We start from the raw sequence: 24,224 nt of genomic DNA on the forward strand, positions 1-24,224 counted from the left end.
ATGAACGATACTTTTGATGTATCTTGACATTACTTATGTTATCTAGTTTTCAAAGAACATGGTTCGATAGCTTTTATACTATCTAAAGTTTGAAAGAGGAATGCTCTCTCAAAACTAAACAAAACAACAAGCGTATTATTCCTTAGAAAGGAGGTGATCCAGCCGCACCTTCCGATACGGCTACCTTGTTACGACTTCACCCCAATCATCTGTCCCACCTTAGGCGGCTGGCTCCAAAAGGTTACCCCACCGACTTCGGGTGTTACAAACTCTCGTGGTGTGACGGGCGGTGTGTACAAGGCCCGGGAACGTATTCACCGCGGCATGCTGATCCGCGATTACTAGCGATTCCAGCTTCATGTAGGCGAGTTGCAGCCTACAATCCGAACTGAGAACGGTTTTATGGGATTGGCTCGACCTCGCGGTTTTGCTGCCCTTTGTACCGTCCATTGTAGCACGTGTGTAGCCCAGGTCATAAGGGGCATGATGATTTGACGTCATCCCCACCTTCCTCCGGTTTGTCACCGGCAGTCATCTTAGAGTGCCCAACTTAATGCTGGCAACTAAGATCAAGGGTTGCGCTCGTTGCGGGACTTAACCCAACATCTCACGACACGAGCTGACGACAACCATGCACCACCTGTCACTTTTGTCCCCCGAAGGGGAACGCCCTATCTCTAGGGAAGGCAAAAGGATGTCAAGACCTGGTAAGGTTCTTCGCGTTGCTTCGAATTAAACCACATGCTCCACCGCTTGTGCGGGCCCCCGTCAATTCCTTTGAGTTTCAGTCTTGCGACCGTACTCCCCAGGCGGAGTGCTTAATGCGTTAGCTGCAGCACTAAGGGGCGGAAACCCCCTAACACTTAGCACTCATCGTTTACGGCGTGGACTACCAGGGTATCTAATCCTGTTTGCTCCCCACGCTTTCGCGCCTCAGCGTCAGTTACAGACCAGAAAGTCGCCTTCGCCACTGGTGTTCCTCCACATCTCTACGCATTTCACCGCTACACGTGGAATTCCACTTTCCTCTTCTGCACTCAAGTTTCCCAGTTTCCAATGACCCTCCACGGTTGAGCCGTGGGCTTTCACATCAGACTTAAGAAACCGCCTGCGCGCGCTTTACGCCCAATAATTCCGGACAACGCTTGCCACCTACGTATTACCGCGGCTGCTGGCACGTAGTTAGCCGTGGCTTTCTGGTTAGGTACCGTCAAGGTACCGGCAGTTACTCCGGTACTTGTTCTTCCCTAACAACAGAGCTTTACGACCCGAAGGCCTTCATCGCTCACGCGGCGTTGCTCCATCAGACTTTCGTCCATTGTGGAAGATTCCCTACTGCTGCCTCCCGTAGGAGTCTGGGCCGTGTCTCAGTCCCAGTGTGGCCGATCACCCTCTCAGGTCGGCTACGCATCGTTGCCTTGGTGAGCCGTTACCTCACCAACTAGCTAATGCGCCGCGGGCCCATCTGTAAGTGATAGCCGAAACCATCTTTCAATAAAGAACCAGGAGGTTCTTTATATTATCCGGTATTAGCTCCGGTTTCCCGAAGTTATCCCAGTCTTACAGGCAGGTTGCCCACGTGTTACTCACCCGTCCGCCGCTAATCTGACAAAAGCAAGCTTTTATCAGATTCGCTCGACTTGCATGTATTAGGCACGCCGCCAGCGTTCGTCCTGAGCCAGGATCAAACTCTCCGAAGAGTGTTTGAGCTTATGCTCATAATGTTTGCTGACTAATGTCAATTAATCGTTTGTTGTTAATCTTAAAGATTAACTTACACGCTGTTGTTTTGTTTAGTTTTCAAAGAACATTTATAATAATTGGAGCGGGTGATGGGAATCGAACCCACGACATCAGCTTGGAAGGCTGAGGTTTTACCATTAAACTACACCCGCATGAAATTTTAAAATCGGGAAGACAGGATTTGAACCTGCGACCCCTTGGTCCCAAACCAAGTGCTCTACCAAGCTGAGCTACTCCCCGTCAACTCTTTAATGATGGATCGCATTCATAAAATCAAAGTGGCGCGCCCGAGAGGACTCGAACCCCTAACCTTTTGATCCGTAGTCAAACGCTCTATCCAATTGAGCTACGGGCGCTTTATTTAAATGACCAACCGCCACAGTGGCGACTTTTCTATAGTATCAAATCCAAATCAGAATGTCAACTCTTTTTAAAAACTTTTTATTTAAAGTGCGGCCGAGAGGATTTGAACCTCCACGGGATTACCTCCCACTAGGCCCTCAACCTAGCGCGTCTGCCATTCCGCCACGACCGCATAAATTGGTGCGGGTGAAGGGACTCGAACCCCCACGTCAATGACACTAGATCCTAAGTCTAGCGCGTCTGCCAATTCCGCCACACCCGCTATTAAATTAATAACTAGTTTAAAAATTGGCTGGGCTAGCTGGATTCGAACCAACGCATGTCGCAGTCAAAGTGCGATGCCTTACCGCTTGGCTATAGCCCATTATTGTTATGGTAATATTCGAGATATAAATGGCGGTCCCGACCGGGATCGAACCGGCGATCTCCTGCGTGACAGGCAGGCATGTTAACCGCTACACCACGGGACCAGGTTTATAATAAGAAAAGTTATTTCACTAGCGTGAGTGAAGGAAGATTATTTTCACTAGCGTGAGTGAAGGAAGATTATTTTCACTAGCGTGAAAAAATCTTGGTGGAGGATGACGGGCTCGAACCGCCGACCCCCTGCTTGTAAGGCAGGTGCTCTCCCAGCTGAGCTAATCCTCCTAGGATAGAAATGGGAGGCAAACATTAATGTTTGCTTCCCATTATTTGTGATGACCCGTACGGGATTCGAACCCGTGTTACCGCCGTGAAAGGGCGGTGTCTTAACCGCTTGACCAACGGGCCATTTTATATGGCGGAGAAGGAGGGATTTGAACCCTCGCGCCGCTTACACGACCTACACCCTTAGCAGGGGCGCCTCTTCAGCCACTTGAGTACTTCCCCATATATGGCTCCACCAGTAGGATTCGAACCTACGACCCTTCGGTTAACAGCCGAATGCTCTACCGCTGAGCTATGGTGGATTAATAAAATTGATACGGTCACATTTATTGAATCGAAATATCTTTTATGCGACTTCTTTCATTTTAATTAGACTAACAAAAAAAGTCAAGCAGATTATTATTTCATAGAGCATATTTTTTAACGTCGCTCATCATATCAAATGCATCTTAGCGACTTAAATAAATTATCATAGAATAGGAAATGTGTCAACAACACTTATTGACTCTCTTGAAGTTTCCCTCTACATTTTCCACACACATATTTTTCTGTATTGATTCTTCTTTTCCTCTTATAAAGAGTGGAGCAATCGATACATTGATAAAATGTAAACTTCACTTCTCTATTCCCTTTTTCAATAGGTATAGAAGAGCAAAATCTCGGAGCACCAACTTGTTTTAATAAATTCCGAAAATCCGCATCACGGTGTTTATAACCCTTCCCTTGGATATGAAGATGGTAATGGCATAGTTCATGTTTTATTATCCCAACTAACTCTTCCATGCCAAATGCTTCATAATACTTTTTATTTATATCAATATTGTGACTTACTGTTAAATACCTTCCACCGGTTGTTTTTAATCGTGGATTAAAGTAGGCTCTATGTCTAAAAGGCATCTGAAAATCTTTAAGCGAAATGTCTTCCACTAGTTTTTGTAGTTCACTGTTTTTCATGTGTTCCCCCAAGTTTAACAAAAAATTAATTCCAGCATAAGATGATACTACTCTCAACCGAAGCTATGAAAAGGGAGGTATCATCTAATGCCTACATGGTTTAAAAATCAAATACAGAGAGCTTATTTAGAAAAAGATAGGTACCAAATAAAGATGTTAAATCAATGTTGGTTCTTTTATTACAAAAAGAAAAAGTAATCATTTCTGAAAGGGGAACGTGCGAATGGTATTCTCACGTTTTCTGTAGTTATACTTCTTGTTTTTCTGGTTGTAACATTGTTAAGGCAACTCTACCTTTTGTTTTATCAACATCTTCTACCCATACTGTAACAATATCCCCTACAGAAACGATATCTAATGGATGCTTAACAAATTGGTTGCTTAGTTTCGAAATGTGCACGAGGCCATCCTGTTTTACACCAATATCAATAAATGCACCGAAATCCACTACGTTTCGAACAGTACCTTCTAGTTCTAATCCTTTTTGCAAATCTTCTAATTGTAAAACATCTTGTTTTAGAAGAGGTTTTGGCATATTATCACGCGGGTCACGTTCTGGACGCACTAGAGATTCCATTATATCAGTTAACGTTACTTCTCCAATTTCAAACTGTATTGCAGTTTCCGTGACATCAAGTTCACTTAATGCTTGTTGTAACGGAGCAGATCCGATATCAGAATTTTTCATCTCCAATTTTTCTAACAGTTTTTCTACGATTGGATAACTTTCAGGGTGTATTGCCGTACGGTCTAACGGATTCTTTCCATCCACAATCCTTAAAAATCCGATACATTGTTCGTATGTTTTTGCACCTAGTCTAGGTATTTTCTTTAATTGTGCCCTACTTGTAAATTTACCGTTTTCTTCTCTTTGTTTAACCATATTATTTGCAACAGTTTTGGATAAGCCCGCTACATATTGTAGTAAAGAAGAAGATGCTGTGTTTACATTTACTCCTACTCGGTTAACAACTGTCTCCACTACGAAGTTTAACGATCCTGCTAGTCTTTTTTGTGTAACATCATGCTGATATTGCCCTACTCCAACAGATTTCGGGTCAATTTTCACTAGTTCTGCAAGAGGATCTTGTAATCTTCTTGCAATGGAAATCGCACTTCTTTCTTCTACTTGCAAGTTCGGGAATTCTTCTCTTGCCAAATCAGAGGCAGAATATACACTTGCTCCTGCTTCATTAACGATAAGATATGAAGTAGACAATTCATTTTCTTTTAATACTTCAGCAATTAATTGCTCCGTTTCACGAGATGCCGTTCCATTACCAACAGCAACTACTTCTGCTTTATGTTTATGAATAGTTTTTACAATTTTCTCTTTAGCTTCTGCTCTTTTATTTTGAGGTGCGTGTGGATAGATGACACTTATCTCTAATACTTTTCCTGTTTCGTCTACCACCGCCATCTTACAACCAGTACGAAACGCCGGATCTACTCCTAGTACGACTTTACCTTTTAACGGTGGTTGTAATAGTAGTTTTCGTAAATTCTCTGCAAAAATATGAATTGCTTGTCCTTCCGCTTTTTCCGTTAATTCTTTTCTAATTTCTCGCTCTATAGAAGGTTCTATTAATCGTTTAAATGCATCTTCTATCGCTTCTGCTACGTAAGATACTACTGGGGAATGGTCTTTTTTTATGACACGTTTTTTTATGTACGTAATGATTTTGTCAGTTGGCACTTGAAGACCTATACGAAGTATCTCTTCTTTTTCGCCTCTATTTAACGCTAGAACTCGGTGTGGCAAAATCTTTATTACTGGTTCTTCATATTCATAGTACATAGAGAATACTTTTTTCTCGTCTTTCTCTTCGTTCTTTACAGTTGATATGATGGAACCTTGTTTGAAGGTTATATCACGAATCCATTGCCTAAAGGCAGCTTCGTCTGATATTATCTCCGCTATTATATCTTTTGCCCCTTGTATCGCTTCCTCTGCAGACATTACTTCTTTGTCTTCATTAATGAATTTCTCTGCGTTTTGAAGTACATCTACTTGCAACGGGAAAGTTAACAACCATTCTGCTAGTGGCTCTAAACCTTTTTCTTTCGCAACAGTAGCTTTTGTTCTACGTTTTTGTTTATATGGACGATATAAATCTTCCACTTGTTGGAGCTTTTCAGCTCTCAGAATATCTTTTTTTAGTTCTTCTGTTAATTTGCCTTGTTCTTCAATTAAGCGGACAACTTCTTCTTTCCGCGTTTCTAAATTTAGAACGTATTGCCATTTTTCTGCAATCTCTTTTATCTGAACTTCATCTAGCGCACCTGTTTGTTCTTTACGATAGCGAGCAATAAACGGTACTGTATTCCCATCATCCATTAAATCAATGACAGTTTTTACTTTGTTTTTTGGTATATTTACTTGTGCTGATACTTTTACTAATAAAGTTTCATTACGTTCATTCCAGTCCAATCATAACTCCTCCAATCATTTATTCAATTATATTATCCTATATCGCATAAAACTAGGCTCTGTTAAACGCCGCAGTTGATTTCCGCGCAAGACTCCGCTTATTATGTATAAAAATCAATACTAACCATAAACAAAACCAAAAACTAAAAACAAGACTAACACCTAAGCGTTAGTCTTGTTTCATTATATCATTTCTCCAGCGATTAACGTAACATCGTCCATTCCTGTGCTAGAAAATTTATTCACTATCTCAGATAAAGAATCAGCAGATGGTACAGATTTAATGTACGATTTAACAGAAGGTATATTTATCCCATCTGAAAATAGGAAAAACTTCATATTTTTTTCAAAAGGAAATCTATGGATTTTAAATGATTGAGGCTTACCTGATAAGTAACCTTTTACAGGTAGAGGATAGATTAATTTTTCTGAGGGAGGATAAAGAAAAAAGCGTATGTTTCCTACACTACAGTACTCTACTTCCTCTTTCCTATAATTCACTTTTAAAATAGAGACAGCAGCGCCTCGTTTATTTTTCAACGCTTCATTACATTTACTGATTAACGCAGAAACATCCTCATTCACTACATTCTGCACAGCGGTGATTACTGCTTGTGAAGCTTCATGTGCATGTTCTCCACTTCCTAGCCCATCCGCTAAAACACATAAGAAATAATCATCCGCTGCAGTTATGTAGTAACTATCTCCACAAAAATACATACCTTTTTTAGCTATTTGATAAGCATTAACTGTATACCTGTTCCCTTTATACTGTTCGATCATGTAAGAATCTCCGAGTTAAGGTTTTCTTTTGATATAGCATCTTTCAATTTCGTTAACGCTTTTCTTTGTAATCTCGAAACATGCATTTGAGATATCTCTAGCTTGTCACCTGTTTCCTTCTGACTCATATTTAAGAAGAATGTACATTCAATAATTTGCTTTTCTCGTTCACTTAGTACATGAAATACTTTCTGAAGCAACAATTTTTGATCTATTTTTTCATAACCGGATTCTTGACTTCCTACAATATCTAGAATAGTTACTGTACTTCCATCTGAATCCGCCTCAATTGCATTATCAACAGAAAGTGCTTGATAATTTTGACTCATCTCCATCGCTTCTAGTACTTCTTCTTCTGTCACTTCTAAATAATCAGCTATTTCGACTACTTTTGGCGAACGTTGAAGTTCGTTCGTTAACGTTTCTACAGCTGATTTTATTTTAGGACCAATCTCTTTAATTCTTCTTGGAACATGTACGCTCCACGTTTTATCTCGCAAAAACCTTTTGATTTCTCCAATTATCGTTGGTACAGCAAAAGCTTCAAAACTTCTACCGAATGAAGCATCATAACGTTTCATTGCCCCTAAAAGACCAATCATCCCTACTTGTGAGAGGTCTTCTTGGAACGATTTCCCTCTAGAATATTTACGAGCTAACGCTTCTACTAATTGCTTGTAATTTTCTACCAAAATTAATTGAGACTCTTCGCAAGCACTTTGTTGATAGCGTTCTAACAGTTCGTTGACATCTATTTTATTGGGCTGAGATCGCTTCTGCATCCCTTTCCACCTGCTCTCCTTGTCGGTACTTTGTCATGAAGACTGTTACACCTTGATGGTTGTGAACTTTCACATCATCCATCAATGTCTGGATTAGGAATAACCCTAAACCTCCTTCTGGCAAAGTTTCTACCGGTTGGGATTTCGAATATGGACCTAACTCTTCTTTTACCGCTTCAAAATTAAAGCTATCTCCATTATCAGCTACGATTAATTCTAAACGATTTGAGTAGATACCAAAGCCTATTCTAATACTGCCATTCTCTTTTCCTTTATAAGCGTGTTCAACCGCATTCGTACACGCTTCACTTAATGCAATTTTCATGTCTTCAATCTCATCATAAGAAAAGCCCATTCGGTTGGCAATTCCTGATAAAGATAATCTAATAACTCCAACATATTCTGCTCTTGCTGGAAAAAGCATTTCTATATAGTCATATGCTCGGTTCATTGTTCCCCCACCTTTGACGACCTTATTTTATCTCCATAATACTTGCGAGTCCTGTTATATCAAATAAACGCTTCAACCTATCAGATAACCCTTCTAACCTGAAAGTTCCATTGTTACTTTTAACTTTTTTAAAGAATCCAACGAACATTCCAAGTCCTGTGCTATCCATATAGATAACGTTCGTTAAATCAAATGTTATTTCTCCACCAAAATCCTCTAATAATGGCGAAACTTTTTCTTTCACCTGTGGAGTTGTGTAAGCATCAATTTCTCCTGATACTTCAACAAAAATACTCTTATTACTTTCATTAATCTTTATATCCATACTCATACAGTTCACCCCATGTTTTTTATGTCTATGAATAATGATAACAACTATTTTCTCTATAAATAATCATCCGTAAGCATTAGCCCACTATTTAAATACCCACTTTTATTTATCTTAAACATTTCTTTTTAAAATAATTAAAGTAAAGTCATCACGCAATTGAAAGTCTTGGAGTTTTTCCAAATCTCTATAGACGAGTTCAACCAACGCTTGGGGTGGTAACGCAATATACTTCCTTATGAGGTTATTTATAGTATCCATACTAATAAAATCTTGTTCTGTTCTACACTCCGTAACTCCATCTGTAAAAAGAACGATCATATCATCTATCTCAACCTTTTGTTCATATTGAGTATATTTAGCGTTTATATCTATTCCAAGCACTAGACCTTTAGCTTGAAGTTCTGTGAATGTGCCATCCTTTGCTTTATATAACAAAGGTGGTTCATGCCCTGCTGATGCATAAGTGAAGATGTGCCTCTTCCAATCGTATGTTCCATATAACATCGTAATAAACATTCCAGCATCCACATTTTGTTCAACCACTCTATTTATGTTACTAAGAATATAGCTTGGATCTTTCCTCACATCAGGCAAGCTATCCATTGCGTACTTAATCATAGACATACACATGGCTGCAGGTATCCCTTTTCCGATAACATCTGCTACCGCGACACTAAAAGAATCAAAGTCATCTTGCACAAAGTGATAATAATCCCCACTCATATGTTTTGCTGGGACATTAATTGCTCCAATTTCTACAGATGGAATATTCGGGATTTTTGTTTCTAAAAGCGTTTGTTGTACATTAGCGGCTATTTCGATTTCCGACTCCATTTCTCGTTGGCGATGCCTTAAATTTTGATGTTCACGATAGGCTATCCCATAACCAATCATTACTTCCAACAAAAAGTCTAATGAATGTAATATATCTTCTGAAACATGAGGACAAACTTCTTCGATTATTTTTTTATGAACAGAAATTAGTTCTTCAGGTGAAATTTTATCCGTTAGCATTTTTTTACTGAGTTCTTGCCCCTGGTACAGCACTTCTTCTGTTTGGCTTTCTATGTATGAAGAAAGTATTTGCTTATAAACATCTTGTAATTTCTCGTACTGCATAGGCATTTACCTCCTTTAACGCACCCACTTCATCGCATCAATCCTAGTACCAGTTCCTACTGTAGAGTCAATCTGGAACGTGTCCATTAATCTTTTCACACCAGGCAACCCTGCACCAAGTCCACCAGAAGTAGAATAACCATCTTCCATTACTAATCTAATATCAGCAATACCTGGCCCTTCATCGGAAGCGATAACACGTACTCCTGTCTTTCCGTATTCATTAATTTCCTCTATACAGATAGAGCCAGCTCCTGCATATAAATAAATATTTCTAGCTAATTCAGAGATTGCCGTTGTTATTCTCGCTTGGTCTACCGTTCCAAAGCCGAGGTCTTTTGCAACGTTCCTCCCCATTTGGCGAGCAGCAACGATATCCCACTCATTTCTTATCGTCACACAGGATTGGACAGTCATACTTTTACTCCCCCAATTCCTGTTTTAGTTTCTCAAGGCCTTTTTCTAGATCCAACGCCGTTAATACGTCATCTAATTGAATACCTAGTTCGACTAATGTAATAGCAACTGCTGGTTGTATCCCAGTTAAAACAACTTTTGCACCCATCAACTTCGACATACTAATAACGTCTCCCAAAACTTTAGCAATAAAAGAATCTATCATATCAACTGAAGTTAAATCGATGACAACACCACTCGCTCCAGTTTCATGGATTCTATTCAGCAAATCTTCTTGGAATTGTAATGCCGTTTGATCATCTAATTCCCATTGAATAGAAATCAACAAGCAATTACCTAGTTTTAATATTGGTATTTTCAACCTTGATCCCCCACAGTCACTATTTTTCTATTCGTAATTTCAAGCGCCGTTTCAATTCCTTTTTTCAGCGAGTTTTTCGTTATGATTTGATCGAGATTAATACCTAAGTTTACGATGGTCTGCGCTATTTCAGGACGTATTCCCACAAGTAAACACGTAGCTCCTACTAAACGAACAGCTTCAGCCGCTTGAATGATATGATGTGCAACCATCGTGTCTACTACCGGTACACCAGTAATATCAATTAAAACTACTTCCGCACGGTGTTTTACTACACCTTGAAGTAAATTCTCCATAATTTGTTTAGCTCTTTCTGTATCAATTGTACCAACTAGAGGCATGACGGAAATTTTATCAAAAACAGGGATTAACGGGGCAGCCAACTCTTGCAAAGCAATTTTCTGCATGGATACAGTGTGCTCCCATGTACCTGTATACGTTTTTACGATCTCGTTATAAACAGGTCTTAACCATTTATCAAATTCGTACATTAATGATACTTTAGCGTTATCATCGCTGTTTTCCGTCATTCCTTCGAATATGATTTTTCCAAATAAAGATAAACCTTCTGTTACATAAACTAACGGCCATCCAAATCGTACAATACGCTCAGCAAAATCATTAAGTTTAATAGAAAGTTCATTCGTGTCCCTGCTGATATTATCAAGTAATAAGTTAATATACTCTCTACTAGTGCTTAAGTACATTTTGTCCGAAATAGGTTTTAGTTCTCTTTTTTCCTCACCTAATTCATCCATGCTTTCTATCCATAGCTTGTATATCGTTTCACGATTTTCTTTAATGTAAGTTAAAATTGTCGGATTCATCTTTAATCTCCTTTATCATTTTTCCTTTCTGCTTGTGCAGCAAAAACGAAACTCTCTCTTTTAACTATAAGTTTAGAGTAATTTCTATGTCAAACAAAATAAGCTGAAAGTTTTGTTATATTATGGTTAATATGGGGTAATCGAGGGTAGATATGTAGAAAGAATTGCCCTGTAAAAGCAAAAATTAAAATAAATATATAAAACATATTACATATACCCTATAAGAAAAAAGTTAAAACATTTTTTAATAAAATAAAAAAGCTACTCAACCTGTGAATAGCTTTTTTGGTAAATGGATTAAAAATCAATGAGACCTAAACTAATTTGAAGAGCTTCATCGACTTTGTCCATCATCTCTTCATCTAGGTGTGTAATTTTATCCGTTAGTCTTTGTTTATCTATTGTTCTAATTTGCTCCAGTAATATAACTGAGTCTCTTTCAAAACCATAACGCTTCGCATCAATTTCTACATGAGTAGGAAGTTTTGCTTTTTGAATTTGAGCTGTAATTGCTGCAACAATAATAGTAGGACTAAACCGGTTCCCTATATCGTTTTGAATTACAAGTACTGGTCGAACGCCTCCTTGCTCAGATCCAACAACAGGGGATAGATCAGCAAAATAAACGTCACCGCGTTTGACAATCAATGGATTAACCCCCGCTTACTAAGCGTTCTACCGTGTGCTCTGCCTCATATTCTGCAAGAAAAGCTTCTGAAGCTATGTTTAGGTTAATTTTAGCCATTTCCATATAACCACGTCTCATAGATTCACGAATTTGTCTTTTTTTGCGCTCACGAAGATACATTTTAGTCGCTTGATAAATTAGTTCATTTCGATTGCCGTTTTCTTGCTTTACTAAGCTGTCTAACTCCATTACTAAGTTGTGAGGTAATCGAACTAAGATTTCAGTTGTTGCGCTGGATTCTGACACAGCATACACCTCCAAGAAACTACAGACACTTTTTATATAATACTTTTCCATCTACCATCATAACATTAAAAAAGCCGAATTAAAAGTCAAATTAACAGATTCCTTCTCTATTATCGGCTATTTCCTTGATTTTTTATGCAGAAATTATCGGATTGGGTAATATTTAGTTTCCTTGTAAATAATTTATCACTTCTACTATTTGATTATTTTTCTTAAACATTCTCGGAACCCGGTAACTAATCATACATGGAATTTCATAGTTTATCGTTTCTAGTTTTTCTGCGAGATCGTTACAACTAATGACTTCGTTTTCTTGACTTCCGATTATAGTTACTTTCGTTCCTACTGGAAGCTCGTAAGGGAGGCGAATCATAAATTGATCCATGCAAATACGACCTACAATAGGTGCTTTTTTCCCATCTACTAACACATCTATTCCTTGTAATTTGCGTAGTAATCCATCTGCATACCCTAGCGGAACCGTTCCTATCCACTCATCTTTTTCGGTTGTGTAAGTTGCTCCATAACTAACAAACTCACCTGGTTCTAATCTTTTCACATGCACTAACTTAGTATGAAGAGAAAAAGCTTCTCTTAAGTTAAATGGTAATACAGGGCTCATTTCTAATGATGGGGTCATACCGTACATCGAAATTCCTACCCTTACCGCATTAAAAACTTTGTTCGGAAATCTCAATGCTGTTGCACTGTTTCCGCAATGTTTAATGGGAATAGAAAGATTCCATTCTGTTTCAATATAATTCAACATCTTATCAAAGCGATCGTATTGAATGTTTAAGTAATTATTGTTTAATTCATCTGCAGTAGCAAAGTGAGTATAAACGCCTTCGATTGAAAATTTTACAGAAGGGTTAGCTAGAGTTAATATACCGTCAACCTCATCTATCGTTCTAGCTCCTATTCTTCCCATACCAGTATCTAATTTCATGTGCAACTTCACAATAGATTGACCTTTATAAAAGTTAATCGCTTCTTTTATCCAACTTTCTTGAAAAACAGTAAGGGTAATGTTTTTCTCTGCAGCTAGGGAAATATCCGAAACCCTTGATGCTCCAAGCACTAAAATTGGCGCAGTAATCCCTTGAGCGCGCAACGAAATAGCTTCATCTAAGAAGGAAACAGCTAAATACGAAGCACCAGCCTCAAGTGCAGCTTCTGCAACTTGTGCATCACCATGCCCATAAGCGTTTGCTTTTACAACTGCTATTACATTAACAGATGAAGGGAGATGTTTTTTTATGTTTGTTACATTTTCTTTAATGCAATCAAGATTCACTTCTACCCATGAATCACGGTGAAAACTTGACATTATGACGCACATCCTTTTATCTAGCCACTTTTTCTTTTTCTTTTTTTATTAATACATCATAACGGAAAAAGGATGAAAAGTCATGATATTATATAACTCATTTTTTTCACTACCTTTTCATTCTATGCTATTGGAAGTATATTTAGAATGTGGATTTTTATTGAAAGAAGTTTCAGGAGGAGTTACTTATAAAAAGGTAAATAACAGGCCCATCTCAGGGCCTGTTATACAACTTATTTTACATCGTAAACTTGAACAGATTTAGCAACCATGATCATTTCTTCTTCAGAAAGATCGTTAGAAGCTAACATATAGTCAACACCTTGGTATGTCCATTTTATGGATGTAGAAGTTAATGCACCGATTGCAAAATCTAAATCGACTGGTTTACCATTTACAGTCATTACTGTACTAGCTGGTGCTACAGTCGCTTTTTCTTGAATTAGCGTAAATGTTTTGTCACCAGTATACGTCATGATAACGCGCTTACCGTTTTCTGTTGCTACTTCTGTTTGTTCACTTAAAGATGAACCGGCCGGAGTATCACCAGGAATTAACACAGTAAATGCAACATCTTCCTCACTAACTGATCCCATAGTCGGTAATTCTACACCTAATTCAATTTGCATACCTGTCATGTTTTTGTCTACATTAAAAGCATCCGCATCGAAGCTTGGGTTAAATTCAACGTTTGAAAATTCAACTAATACTAACGTGTTTCGATCTGTATCCATCACTTTCACCGAAACTGGAGAAAAGTCTTTTGCAAATGTAATTTCTTGAATTGGTAAAAGCTTGTTGTTTTGATAGTTTGTTTTTGTTTCAAATACGTATCCTTCTTCCGTAGCTGTGAACACAGCTTCAGGGTCTGCGACTACATCCCCAACTAATGACTCAAACAAATATGCTTGGCTGCTGTTTTGCGGCCATTCACTTTGGAAACGGAAGCTTTTGTTTAAAGCTGGCGTTAAGACGAAAACTCCTTCATCATTACGAATAATCATTTGATGTTGGTCTTTTTGAGCGTTTTTCAAGTTTACTTTGTAGTAATTTGGCTTCTTATGAGAAATTTCTACTTCGTATACTTGTGGCTCTGCACCAGTTTGTAATGTCATTTTTGCATTTGCTTTATACCCAGTCATCTCTTCTACTTTTTTGCCTAATCCTGCCGTTACATCTTCTTTTGACTTTGCTCCACAGCCAGCTAACAGAAGCACAGATACTAACCCAACTACTAATAAAAGCCATGCTTTTCTCAACATTTTCATCCCCTTTGCCTTTATGCATGTTTACATTAGAGAAAAAGCGTGAATACAGAGAGAATATCTAATAGTTCGTTTTTTTGTCGTAAATCTCTAGTAGGTAGATATTTTTTCTGTATTGTTTATACACCTTGTCTCCTCTCTGAATTATGTATATGAGGCAAAGAATACGAATATGCAGACTAGCTTGACAAGCTTTCAATAATTACTTGCGCAATTGCATAATGTTCACTATGTGATATGGACAAGTGAACTGTTAAGTCGGTTGGCTTTTCAATATATGGCTTACCACTTTCTTCATTATTAATTTGTATGTCTTGAAAACTCAAATCTCTTCCAATACCTGTTCCTTTCGCTTTTGAAAAGGCTTCTTTTGCAGCGAATCGGCCAGCTAGAAATTCTATTTTTCTTTTTTGATTTAGTGAATGAAACTTTTCTTGTTCAAAAGGAGTTAAGACTCTCGTAATAAATGATGGTTGTCTAATCATCAGTTTTTCTATTCTTGATAGTTCTATAATATCTATTCCTATCCCAATAATCATACAAACACCTAGCTTTCTCATAGTATAATAGAAGTATATAGTTTTTGGGGGTTATGTATCTGGTCAGTATTTATTTTAAAGGAGTGAAATTATGTTTGTCCGCACCGAAAATTTTAATACGTTCACACGACTATATCCTATTGTAACAGGTATTATTGTCATTCACCTAGTGTTCTGGGTTTTAGCAACCGTTTCCAATCCTTTTTATTATTACACATTAGGAATAAATGGCTATATATCTGGAGGGGAGTATTGGCGTCTACTTACACCAATTTTTGCACATGTTAGCCTTATGCACTTATTGTTTAATTCTTTCTCACTTGTTTTGTTTGGTCCTGAGTTAGAGAGAATGTTAGGGAAAGTGAAGTTTGTTGCTGTTTATTTATGTGCTGGAATTATCGCCAATGTGGCCACACTTTTTCTTGAGCCACCTACTTATGTACACCTCGGGGCATCTGGAGCAATTTTTGGTTTGTTCGGCTTATATTTATATATGGTTTTCTTCCGACCTGACTTATTAAGTTCTTCCAATGCACAAATTATTGTTATTATTTTAGTGATAGGGCTTGTGATGACTTTTGTTAATTCTAATATTAACTACACCGCTCATATTTTTGGGTTTTTAGGCGGGTTAGCACTTGCTCCTATTTTTATTGGAAAAGGATCTTTCCAAGGGACAAGATCGTTACGACATATTTTCCCACGGGGGACATTTGGCCATGGTAGACGGAGTGGAGGACTTAATTTCGTCTGGATCCTTCTAATTCTGCTGATTGCTTTTGGATTAATGTCTCGATTATGAAAAAGAGGACTCTTAAGAGTCCTCTCAGATTGTAGACAAAAGGCATCCGAGGCAGTCCTTACGGATGCCTTTTTGTTGTGTTTTGGCTCTAATTTGCGTAAATTATCCCTATACTATCCCTATCCTTAAGTGATTTCTGGACATTTCCATGTCCAGTTGGCCATCTTTTTCAAATTCATGGCAGCAAAAGTAAGCATCGCCTGCATGGACAATTTTTTAAGCCCCCTTAGGGTTGTCCAACGCATACCATGCTTTTCCTTAGCATCCGCAAATACACGCTCAATCGTTTCTTTACGTTTTGCATAAATATTTTTATTTTCTTGAGTGTGACGAAGATGATTTGCTTCTTCTATATAATTTTCCCAAACATGACGCTGAATTAATTTTTTATGTTCCTTACTCTGTGTGCATTGAGAGAGTAATGGGCAATGTTTACATTCAGCTGGATTAGAGAAGTATTGACGATACCCTTCCTTCGTCGTTGTTGCATATTTTAATACCTGTCCTTGTGGACAGAGATAACAATCAAAGTATTCATCATAAACATACTCATGCTTTCTTAAATATCCTTCCTTCGTGCGTGGGCGAGTATAAGGTAAAGCAGGAGTCATATCATTTTCGAAAATGTATTGAGCAATTGCAGGTGTCTTATATCCAGCATCAACACCAACTGCCTTAGGTTTACCGTGTTTTTCAACAACCTTCTTTATTAATGGCTCAAATACGACGCTATCATGGATATTCCCAGGCGTTACAATTGCCCCTAAAACAAAACCGTTTCGATCTGCGGCTGCGTGAAATGAGTATGCGAACTGTTTCGTTCGCTCGTCCTTTACATAATAACCACTTTCTGGGTCAGTAGTACTTTCTTTAATTTCTTTTAATTCTTCTTTTTCAAATTTATTAGGAGGAAATGGCTTTTTTCCGTGCTCTTCTCTGTCTTTATTAATCTCATCTTGTAGACGTGCTTCATAAGCTTTAGATTCTTTTCGAACTACCTTCTTCTCAAATTTATGTTTATTAGCGCTTGCCTTAACGTGTGTAGAATCGATAAATACGTGTTCACTACTTATCAATTTCTTGTCTGTGGCTTCCTTCAAAATGCGATAGAAAATCACTTCAAATAGATCTGTATCTTTAAAACGACGCTCGTAGTTTTTACCAAACGTTGAAAAGTGTGGTACCTTATCATAAAAACCAAATCCAAGGAACCAGCGATAAGCCAAATTCGTTTCGATTTCAGCGATTGTTTGACGCATTGAGCGAATACCGAAAAGGTACTGAATGAATGCCATCTTAATCAATACAACAGGATCAATACTCGGACGACCTCGTTCAGCAGAGTACATATCTTGAACAAGTGCATAAATAAATGAAAAATCGATAGAAGCTTCTATCTTACGAACCAGATGGTTCGCAGGTACAAGTTGTTCTAAAGCTATCATCTCTAATTGATCACGCTTCATCTGTGTATTTTTAGTTAGCATTACATTCACCCCATAATTCTTTTGATACTTTAATTATACAAAAAAACTGTCGGCAAACTCGAATTTTTTCGAATTTGTCGACAGTCTGAGAGGACTCTTAAGAGTCCTCTTTTTGCTTTATTGTTTTGATCATGTTCATTTTTCCTTTTTTCTGATGCATCATGAACTTCATAAGTCTTATCTTATCAAGTTCACTTTCTTCTATTTTCTTTGGCAAAATGAACTTCATCGACCTTATAGCTCACTTTCTCCCATTTTTCTTACCAAAATGAACTTCATCGTTTAAGACTTTGGTTTATAAGAGTACCACTGATATAGTTGTTCTCCGTGTTTTTTATCTACATCGACAACCTTAAAGTATTTCGATCCCCAACTAGATTTTACCGCAGTTGCGATCGTAACAACTTTCCTTCTTCTTTGGAAAAAGGATTCGACTAAGTCAAAACATTGCATTCTGCGCTTTTTCACTAGAACAATATTTTTGCTTAGTACACGATAAGACAACTGCAAATCTACTTCTGAAGAATACCAACCCGCGTCTTTATAACGGAAAAAAGCTAGCAATAATGCAAGTGGAATTAAGATAAAGGATATAAACCCATATGGAGCAAAAAAATAAGAAACTACTCCACTAATTAAAACAGCTGGCACTACTAACTTAATGTTATATCGTAAAAACGAACGCTTCGGGACACCATTGACATTACTTCTTAAATTATAGTCAGGCGTAAATTGCGAAAGTAACCCAGCAACATCTCTTAATTTCACTAGCGGAAACAGAATAGTGGAAGTATCCCCTTCTCCACTTGAACCTCCCGCACTTTCTACATATACTGTCGCTAACCCAAAAGGCTGCCTTATAATGTTTTGTGAAATTCTTACTGCTTGAATTCTCCCCAAAGGAATGGTCATTTGCTTCTTCTCAATAATTCCGCGAGAAACAATTAACTTATCTTCTTTTTTTACTACATGAAAGTTACCATATCTTAGCATCGTCAACCCAATCGATATAATCCACGATACAAGCAACACAAAAAATATGATGGTAGAAATAAAAATAATACTCGTTTGTAGTAACTCTCCAAATTGGTTAAATACTCTTTCCATCGGCAGTAACTGTTCTATTTGGGTTGTAAATGCTATTACCCCAGATAAAACAACCCCAACTCCACCGGAAGTAGAACCAACGATTAATAGATCCTTCCATGTTACTCGGTAGGTCGACTGCTCTTCTTCGATTACTTTTTCAGGTTGCAACACAACTTCTCCATGTTCATCCAAATGGACCACTTCTTGTTCTTCGTCTGTCTCACGCGCCTTATTTTTCATAAGTAAAAGTTCTTTTAAATGCGCTGCATCTTCCTTCGTCACAGCAGTCATAACAGCCTCTGCTTCATTTCCACTTCCTGCTGTTTCTACCTGAAGTTTCACAATCCCAAACATACGCTGTATAATACCAGCAGATGTATCAATCGTTTGAATTCGCTCTAATGGTATAAATCTTTTTTTCTTAACAAACACTCCATGTTCTATTCTTAATTCACCATCTTCAACCCAATAATAAAAGCGTAACCACGTAAAGACCCCTATAGCTAGGGCAAATAGCAGACCTACTCCGATTGCAATCATATAATAAATATTAATCGAATCGCCCCTTGTTCCGAAAATAAAAAAGAATAAAAACGGAATGAGTAGTTCACGCAGTTGCCGAACAAAAGATACGATCGCTGCTGCAGGATGCATTCTTCGTTTTTCAAATGTCATCATCGTCTGTCACCCTTGCAAGCTTTGAAATATAATCCCTCACTTGGTCAGCTTCTTCCTCTCCTAATGCAGGTATCTCATGTGTGGTTGCCGCAGTAGAAATGATAACAGTAGATAGCTTATACCTCTTTAAGATTGGTCCTTGTCTCGTGTCTACATGTTGCACTCTAACCATCGGGACAAGTGTGCGTTGTTTTACAAGTATGCCTCTTTGCAAGTCAATTTCGTGTTCGTGAACATCATAGCGCCATCTTTTCCATCTCATTGCTGGCAATAGCCATATATTTAGTGATGCATATACTACAAGAAGTGTCGTCCCTATGTATGCTGGCCATAAAGGCCAATCATTTCTAATGATGACAAAATAAAGCCCTACTATTAGTGCTAGAAAAATTAACGCATTAATACCACTCGCTATTCTCCACACTGTTAACGCTTTTCTATGTATTTTTCGCGTTGGCTCTGGTCTCATTTATAAATCTCCTCTCCAGACAAGTCTTTTCTCATTATACAATAAAATATAAATTTCGGTAGAATTTTACAAAACCTTAAATGAAGCACCATCTATCCTTTCTATATTATCATATTGAGTAATTTCATCCATCAAGCGAAAAAGGGCGTGATCTTTCTTTTTCGCTTCTATCATACAATCTATTTGAGAAACACTTCCCTTTGTTTTGTCCAGAAACTCTTTAAACATTTTTACGTCAATGTAATCTGCATGCGCTCTGAAATTAGCTGTATCACGAGGACTAGAGATATGCATTTTAACAGGCAAGGCTGAATCACCCCACGTACGAACTACCCTTTCCCAATCTTCCTCCCAATTTTCATATTCATGATTAGCTAAATGGTGATGATAGTCAAATACGAGAGGGATATTTAACTTTTCACATAAGTATAATGTGTCATGTAGATGGAACGTTGTATCATCATTTTCTAAAATAATCATCTCTTGAAGAGAATGAGGAACTATTCCCCAATTTTGGATAAACTGCTCTAGCGCTTTTTCTTTATCTTTATAAGCTCCCCCAACATGAAGAACACATCTATGTCGCCGATTTACCTTCATTCCCTTTAAAAGTGCCTCATGCATAGAAAGCGTCTTTATCGTCTGGCTTATGATTTCTTTTTTAGATGAGTTTAATATAGCAAAATGATCTGGATGAAAGTCAACCCTCATTGGGTTATGCTCTAGGAAGTTAGCTATTTCGGTTAGTACACCTTTTAAAGATCTCATATATTTCCAATCTTTAACTTCTTCATGATTCGCAAGTGGTATTAATTTTGAGCTATAGCGAAAGAACTTAATATCATGACCAACATTATGTTTTAAAAGACGCAAACAATTTTCTAAGTTATTCACAGCGATTCTTTCTAGTTTATGAATTGCCGCTTCTCTGTCTTTTAATTTTTGAAATTGTGCATATGTCATTGTTTGTGATGGAGATGCATTTTTTAAGTGCACACTCATTGCAACGTAACCTAATCTAACTACTGTCAATTTCAGTTCCTCCTAATTTTGTTGTGGTTTTTATTAGTCTTCCCTATTAAAGATAGAAAAATGGGTTAGGATTTTGGTGATATCGGCTGGAGAATTAGTGAAATATAAAAAAGGCCAAGCGAGATAGCAATTGCTACATCAGCTTGACCTTTTTGTATAAAATTATACTTTCTCTTTACGAGAAGAACGTTTGAATCCTTGGCGTTTGCTGTTAGATGCGCCACCACGGTCAGAACTTTTTCTGTCTCTGTCACCAGAGTTTGAGCGCTTATTCCATTGACCGCCTTTACCGCCGCCTTGGCCACCCTTGCCACCGCGAGAACGGTCTCCACCGCGACCTCCACGGTCTCCACCACGACCACCACCACGTAACGGAGATTCTTCCGTTAAGTTAATTGGTGTCATGTCTGGCTCATTTGTTAACAATTTTAATGCTGCACAGATAAGCGTCATAGAATCATGCTCTTCTAATAACTGCTCTGCTGCAGTACGATAGTAGTTTAAGTTTTCTGACCCTAACGCTTGCGTTAATTTTTCCATTGAAAGTTTTTGTTTACCTTCTAATGCTTCGTCAAGTGTTGGTGACTTCATTTTTTCCATTTTACGTTTCGTTACTTTTTCAACATGGTGCAAGTAACTGATTTCACGAGGGTTTACAAAAGTAATCGCTTGACCACTTTTCCCTGCACGACCAGTACGTCCAACACGGTGAACATAACTTTCCGGATCTTGTGGAATGTCAAAGTTGTAAACGTGAGTTACACCAGAAATGTCTAATCCACGAGCAGCAACGTCTGTTGCAACTAATACATCAATGTGACCTTCTTTAAATTTACGTAATACACTCATACGTTTTGCTTGAGAAAGGTCACCATGAATACCTTCCGCAGCATAACCACGAACGGTTAATGCTTCAGATAATTCATCAACACGACGCTTTGTGCGACCGAATACGATAGCTAGCTCTGGAGATTGAATATCTAAAAGGCGTGTTAACACATCAAATTTTTTCTTTTCTTGTGTCTCTACATAATATTGTTGAATGTTAGGAACCGTTACTTCTTTCGATTTAACCTTCACATTGATTGGATTCGTCATGAAACGTTCCGCAATCGCACGAATTGGTCCTGGCATTGTAGCAGAGAAAAGTAATGTTTGGTGTTCTTCTGGCACTTCACTTAAGATTTTTTCAATGTCTTCAATGAATCCCATGTTTAACATTTCATCTGCTTCATCAAGAACAGCAACTTTAACGTTATTTAACTTCATTGTTTTTCTGTTGATGTGGTCTAATAGTCGACCTGGCGTACCAACTACAATGTGTGGATATTTCTTTAATGAGCGCATTTGACGTTGAATGTCTTGCCCACCAAAAACAGAAAGAACTCTAACTCTTTTATGATAACTTGCTTTATATAATTCCTCCGCTACTTGAATTGCTAACTCTCGAGTTGGTGCAATAACAAGACCTTGGATGTTGTCGTTGTTTGGATCGATTTTCTCGATTAATGGTAAACCAAACGCAATTGTTTTTCCTGTTCCTGTTTGCGCTTGACCAATAACATCATTACCTTGTAATGCAACTGGAATGGTCTCTGCTTGAATTGGTGTTGCCTCTTCAAACCCCATTTTTTCTACTGACTTCATTAAATTTTCTGATAAACCTAGTTCTTTAAATAATACCAAATTTTTTCCTACTCCTTATCTATACATATTAAATAATCAGATAAGTTTTACACTCACCCAATTGTGTAATAAGTAGACGTTTTTTGTGTAATAAGCACACGGTTTTAAAACACATTACCTGTTATAATAACACATATTTAAAACAAAAGCAACAAAGATAAACAATAGATAGCGGAAGAGCTTAATGTTAGTATTCACCTAAACAAAAGAATTTTGCATAATTGAAATTTGAAGTTTTCTCCAATAGAGCCAGCAATTCCACCTCACTTCCTAATTGACATGACTTCTTCTAACCATTAATACCGATTACTACCTCTTCTAATTTCATACCACGAGAAGCTTTAACTAAAACTATGTCATTGTTGGTCAATTTTTCTAATAGTGCCGTGATTAGAGCATCCTTATCTCGGAAGGAACGCACACGATCTTCACTCATTTTTTTGCGAGCACCTTTTGCAATTTCTTCTCCCAATAATCCATAAGTAAAAACAAAGTCAATTTCCTTTTCATTAATATGACTACCTGTTTCTCGATGGAATTGTTTTTCTAAATCACCAAGCTCCAACATATCACCTAATACGACTATCTTTTGATTATATCCGGTTAATTCCGTTAGTAAGTCGATTGCTGCTTTCATAGATGTTGGACTAGCGTTATATGCATCGTTAATAATCGTCCAACCACTATTCGTATGAATTACTTCATTGCGCATTCCAGTAATGGAAACTTCTTTTAATCCTTTTCTTACATGCTCATCAGTTAAACCTAAATGTTCCGCTACAGCCATCGCTGCTAATGCGTTCGTAACATTATGTTTTCCTAATATAGGAATAAAGAACTCTTTTCCACCTACACTAAATTTAGTGCCATCAGGTTTCATATTAATCGCTTCAGCTACAAGGTCATTATCTACACTGATTCCAAAACGAATAACATTTTCACTTTGACAGACTTTATTATTCGTAAGAAGTGGTTCATCGCCATTGATAATTAGGACTCCGTCTTCTTTAAGTCCACTTGCAATTTCTAGTTTGGCTTCTGCAATACCTTCTCTACTTCCTAGATCCTGTAAGTGCGACTCTCCAATGTTCGTAATGATTGCAGCGTCTGGTTTTGATATGTTAGATAGTAATTCTATTTCTCCTCTACCGCTCATTCCCATTTCTAACACTGCTACTTCTACATCTTCACTCATAGATAAAATGGTTAAAGGTAGCCCGATATGATTGTTGTAGTTTCCTGCTGTTTTATGGACTGTGTACTTCGTTTGAAGAATGGTCGTTACAATATCTTTAGTCGTCGTCTTTCCATTACTACCTGTTACCCCAACAACTTTAACGTTTAGTTGATCGCGGTAACTACTCGCTAAATTTTGCAGAGCTTCAATCGTGTCGTCTACCAAAATGAGAGGCACATCTTTAGGCGGAGATGGTTGGTCTTTTTGCCAAAACGACGCAACTGCTCCTCTTTCTTTTACGGCTTTCTCTGTAAAAACATGCCCATTAAAATTTTCCCCGACAATTGGAACATATAAACATCCAGTTAATTCTTTTCTTGTATCATTTGCAACACCTTTTATGTTCAACTGTTCAAATTTCGAAGCAAGTCCTTCACCTTTTGACATTTGCTCCACTTGCTTTAATGTTCTATTTATCATTTTTTCGGTCTCCTTATTACTAGAAAGGGATGCTTATATACGAAGC

23 protein-coding genes, 11 tRNA genes and 1 rRNA gene are annotated in these 24,224 nt (G+C 37.8%); 2 read left to right on the top strand and 33 right to left on the bottom strand.

The features are described from left to right. Positions 1-146: 146 nt before the first annotated feature. From CDZ89_RS18655 to CDZ89_RS18715, 13 genes are all read right to left on the bottom strand, one after another. Positions 147-1,700, bottom strand: a 16S ribosomal RNA gene (locus CDZ89_RS18655). A gap of 121 nt (positions 1,701-1,821) precedes the next feature. Continuing rightward, positions 1,822-1,895, bottom strand: a tRNA-Gly gene (locus CDZ89_RS18660). Between the two features lie 14 nt (positions 1,896-1,909). Continuing rightward, positions 1,910-1,983 (bottom strand) — tRNA-Pro (locus tag CDZ89_RS18665). A 39-nt stretch (positions 1,984-2,022) separates the two neighbouring features. Then, positions 2,023-2,099: transfer RNA gene (locus tag CDZ89_RS18670), tRNA-Arg, on the bottom strand. 95 nt (positions 2,100-2,194) lie between these two features. Beyond that, positions 2,195-2,278 (bottom strand) — tRNA-Leu (locus tag CDZ89_RS18675). Positions 2,279-2,284: 6 nt separating this feature from the next. Then, positions 2,285-2,368 (bottom strand) — tRNA-Leu (locus tag CDZ89_RS18680). 27 nt (positions 2,369-2,395) lie between these two features. Then, positions 2,396-2,470, bottom strand: a tRNA-Gln gene (locus CDZ89_RS18685). 30 nt (positions 2,471-2,500) lie between these two features. Then, positions 2,501-2,576 (bottom strand) — tRNA-Asp (locus CDZ89_RS18690). A gap of 102 nt (positions 2,577-2,678) precedes the next feature. After that, a tRNA-Val gene (locus CDZ89_RS18695) sits at positions 2,679-2,754 on the bottom strand. A 51-nt stretch (positions 2,755-2,805) separates the two neighbouring features. After that, positions 2,806-2,877: transfer RNA gene (locus CDZ89_RS18700), tRNA-Glu, on the bottom strand. Positions 2,878-2,885: 8 nt separating this feature from the next. Then, positions 2,886-2,976: transfer RNA gene (locus CDZ89_RS18705), tRNA-Ser, on the bottom strand. Positions 2,977-2,981: 5 nt separating this feature from the next. Next, positions 2,982-3,056, bottom strand: a tRNA-Asn gene (locus CDZ89_RS18710). 196 nt (positions 3,057-3,252) lie between these two features. Further along, positions 3,253-3,708 carry a SprT family protein gene (locus CDZ89_RS18715; RefSeq protein ID WP_096155867.1) on the bottom strand — a complete coding sequence of 152 codons (456 nt, stop codon included), beginning with the start codon at positions 3,706-3,708 and terminating at the stop codon, positions 3,253-3,255. An 87-nt stretch (positions 3,709-3,795) separates the two neighbouring features. Here CDZ89_RS18715 and cmpA point away from each other — a divergent pair, with 87 nt between their 5' ends. Further along, positions 3,796-3,906, top strand: coding sequence for a cortex morphogenetic protein CmpA (cmpA, locus tag CDZ89_RS18720; protein ID WP_096155868.1), 111 nt, complete (start codon positions 3,796-3,798; stop codon positions 3,904-3,906). Positions 3,907-3,955: 49 nt separating this feature from the next. Here cmpA and CDZ89_RS18725 read toward each other — a convergent pair whose 3' ends face one another. The 14 genes from CDZ89_RS18725 to acpS form a co-directional block, all read right to left on the bottom strand. Next, on the bottom strand, positions 3,956-6,139 hold the full coding sequence (locus tag CDZ89_RS18725) for a Tex family protein (RefSeq protein WP_100334208.1): 2,184 nt from the start codon (positions 6,137-6,139) through the stop codon (positions 3,956-3,958). 183 nt (positions 6,140-6,322) lie between these two features. Next, positions 6,323-6,922, bottom strand: a complete 600-nt coding sequence (locus CDZ89_RS18730; RefSeq protein WP_096155870.1) for a PP2C family serine/threonine-protein phosphatase — start codon at positions 6,920-6,922, stop codon at positions 6,323-6,325. Further along, the gene (gene sigB, locus CDZ89_RS18735; protein ID WP_096155871.1) at positions 6,919-7,704 is read right to left on the bottom strand and encodes an RNA polymerase sigma factor SigB; all 786 of its coding nucleotides are present in this window, start codon (positions 7,702-7,704) and stop codon (positions 6,919-6,921) included. Before sigB ends, CDZ89_RS18730 begins: the two co-directional genes overlap by 4 nt. Beyond that, a complete protein-coding gene (gene rsbW / locus CDZ89_RS18740) occupies positions 7,679-8,155 on the bottom strand; it encodes an anti-sigma B factor RsbW (protein WP_096155872.1) in 477 nt (158 codons plus the stop codon). Before rsbW ends, sigB begins: the two co-directional genes overlap by 26 nt. A 22-nt stretch (positions 8,156-8,177) precedes the next feature. Beyond that, a complete protein-coding gene (locus CDZ89_RS18745; RefSeq protein ID WP_096155873.1) occupies positions 8,178-8,486 on the bottom strand; it encodes an anti-sigma factor antagonist in 309 nt (102 codons plus the stop codon). Between the two features lie 111 nt (positions 8,487-8,597). Beyond that, on the bottom strand, positions 8,598-9,605 hold the full coding sequence (locus CDZ89_RS18750) for a PP2C family protein-serine/threonine phosphatase (protein WP_096155874.1): 1,008 nt from the start codon (positions 9,603-9,605) through the stop codon (positions 8,598-8,600). 15 nt (positions 9,606-9,620) lie between these two features. Next, positions 9,621-10,022, bottom strand: a complete 402-nt coding sequence (locus tag CDZ89_RS18755) for an anti-sigma regulatory factor (RefSeq protein ID WP_096155875.1) — start codon at positions 10,020-10,022, stop codon at positions 9,621-9,623. A 4-nt stretch (positions 10,023-10,026) separates the two neighbouring features. Further along, positions 10,027-10,383 (bottom strand): STAS domain-containing protein, encoded by a 357-nt coding sequence (locus CDZ89_RS18760; RefSeq protein ID WP_096155876.1) that lies wholly within the window; start codon positions 10,381-10,383, stop codon positions 10,027-10,029. Continuing rightward, positions 10,380-11,210 carry an RsbT co-antagonist protein RsbRA gene (locus CDZ89_RS18765; protein ID WP_096155877.1) on the bottom strand — a complete coding sequence of 277 codons (831 nt, stop codon included), beginning with the start codon at positions 11,208-11,210 and terminating at the stop codon, positions 10,380-10,382. Before CDZ89_RS18765 ends, CDZ89_RS18760 begins: the two co-directional genes overlap by 4 nt. Before the next feature lie 297 nt (positions 11,211-11,507). After that, positions 11,508-11,858, bottom strand: a complete 351-nt coding sequence (gene ndoA / locus CDZ89_RS18770; RefSeq protein WP_096155878.1) for a type II toxin-antitoxin system endoribonuclease NdoA — start codon at positions 11,856-11,858, stop codon at positions 11,508-11,510. A gap of 4 nt (positions 11,859-11,862) precedes the next feature. Then, entirely contained in the window at positions 11,863-12,144 is a 282-nt protein-coding gene (locus CDZ89_RS18775) for a CopG family ribbon-helix-helix protein (RefSeq protein ID WP_100334209.1), read from the bottom strand. Positions 12,145-12,307: 163 nt separating this feature from the next. Continuing rightward, positions 12,308-13,474 carry an alanine racemase gene (gene alr / locus CDZ89_RS18780; protein ID WP_096155880.1) on the bottom strand — a complete coding sequence of 389 codons (1,167 nt, stop codon included), beginning with the start codon at positions 13,472-13,474 and terminating at the stop codon, positions 12,308-12,310. 233 nt (positions 13,475-13,707) lie between these two features. Next, positions 13,708-14,742, bottom strand: coding sequence for a LolA family protein (locus CDZ89_RS18790; RefSeq protein ID WP_227521559.1), 1,035 nt, complete (start codon positions 14,740-14,742; stop codon positions 13,708-13,710). A gap of 176 nt (positions 14,743-14,918) precedes the next feature. Continuing rightward, complete coding sequence (acpS, locus tag CDZ89_RS18795; RefSeq protein ID WP_096155883.1) at positions 14,919-15,278, bottom strand: holo-ACP synthase; 360 nt, start codon at positions 15,276-15,278, stop codon at positions 14,919-14,921. A gap of 91 nt (positions 15,279-15,369) precedes the next feature. Between acpS and CDZ89_RS18800 the strand changes: the two genes are divergently transcribed. Further along, positions 15,370-16,080, top strand: coding sequence for a rhomboid family intramembrane serine protease (locus tag CDZ89_RS18800; RefSeq protein WP_100334211.1), 711 nt, complete (start codon positions 15,370-15,372; stop codon positions 16,078-16,080). Between the two features lie 125 nt (positions 16,081-16,205). On the opposite strand, the gene CDZ89_RS18805 is transcribed toward CDZ89_RS18800, so the two are convergent. The 6 genes from CDZ89_RS18805 to CDZ89_RS18830 all read right to left on the bottom strand — a co-directional run bounded on the left by CDZ89_RS18805 (position 16,206) and on the right by CDZ89_RS18830 (position 24,178). After that, entirely contained in the window at positions 16,206-17,567 is a 1,362-nt protein-coding gene (locus CDZ89_RS18805; protein ID WP_100334212.1) for an IS1182 family transposase, read from the bottom strand. 282 nt (positions 17,568-17,849) lie between these two features. Next, entirely contained in the window at positions 17,850-19,334 is a 1,485-nt protein-coding gene (locus CDZ89_RS18810) for a PH domain-containing protein (protein ID WP_096155885.1), read from the bottom strand. Continuing rightward, positions 19,321-19,803, bottom strand: coding sequence for a PH domain-containing protein (locus CDZ89_RS18815; RefSeq protein WP_096155886.1), 483 nt, complete (start codon positions 19,801-19,803; stop codon positions 19,321-19,323). Before CDZ89_RS18815 ends, CDZ89_RS18810 begins: the two co-directional genes overlap by 14 nt. Positions 19,804-19,869: 66 nt before the next feature. Further along, positions 19,870-20,835 carry a UV DNA damage repair endonuclease UvsE gene (gene uvsE / locus CDZ89_RS18820; RefSeq protein ID WP_096155887.1) on the bottom strand — a complete coding sequence of 322 codons (966 nt, stop codon included), beginning with the start codon at positions 20,833-20,835 and terminating at the stop codon, positions 19,870-19,872. A 162-nt stretch (positions 20,836-20,997) separates the two neighbouring features. Then, positions 20,998-22,521 (bottom strand): degradosome RNA helicase CshA, encoded by a 1,524-nt coding sequence (locus CDZ89_RS18825; protein WP_096155888.1) that lies wholly within the window; start codon positions 22,519-22,521, stop codon positions 20,998-21,000. Between the two features lie 289 nt (positions 22,522-22,810). Next, positions 22,811-24,178, bottom strand: coding sequence for a UDP-N-acetylmuramoyl-tripeptide--D-alanyl-D-alanine ligase (locus CDZ89_RS18830; RefSeq protein ID WP_100334213.1), 1,368 nt, complete (start codon positions 24,176-24,178; stop codon positions 22,811-22,813). Positions 24,179-24,224: the final 46 nt, after the last annotated feature.

The sequence above is a fragment of the Bacillus alkalisoli genome, from assembly GCF_002797415.1.
In the GTDB taxonomy this organism is placed as follows: Bacteria; Bacillota; Bacilli; order Bacillales; family Bacillaceae_I; genus Bacillus_CD; species Bacillus_CD alkalisoli.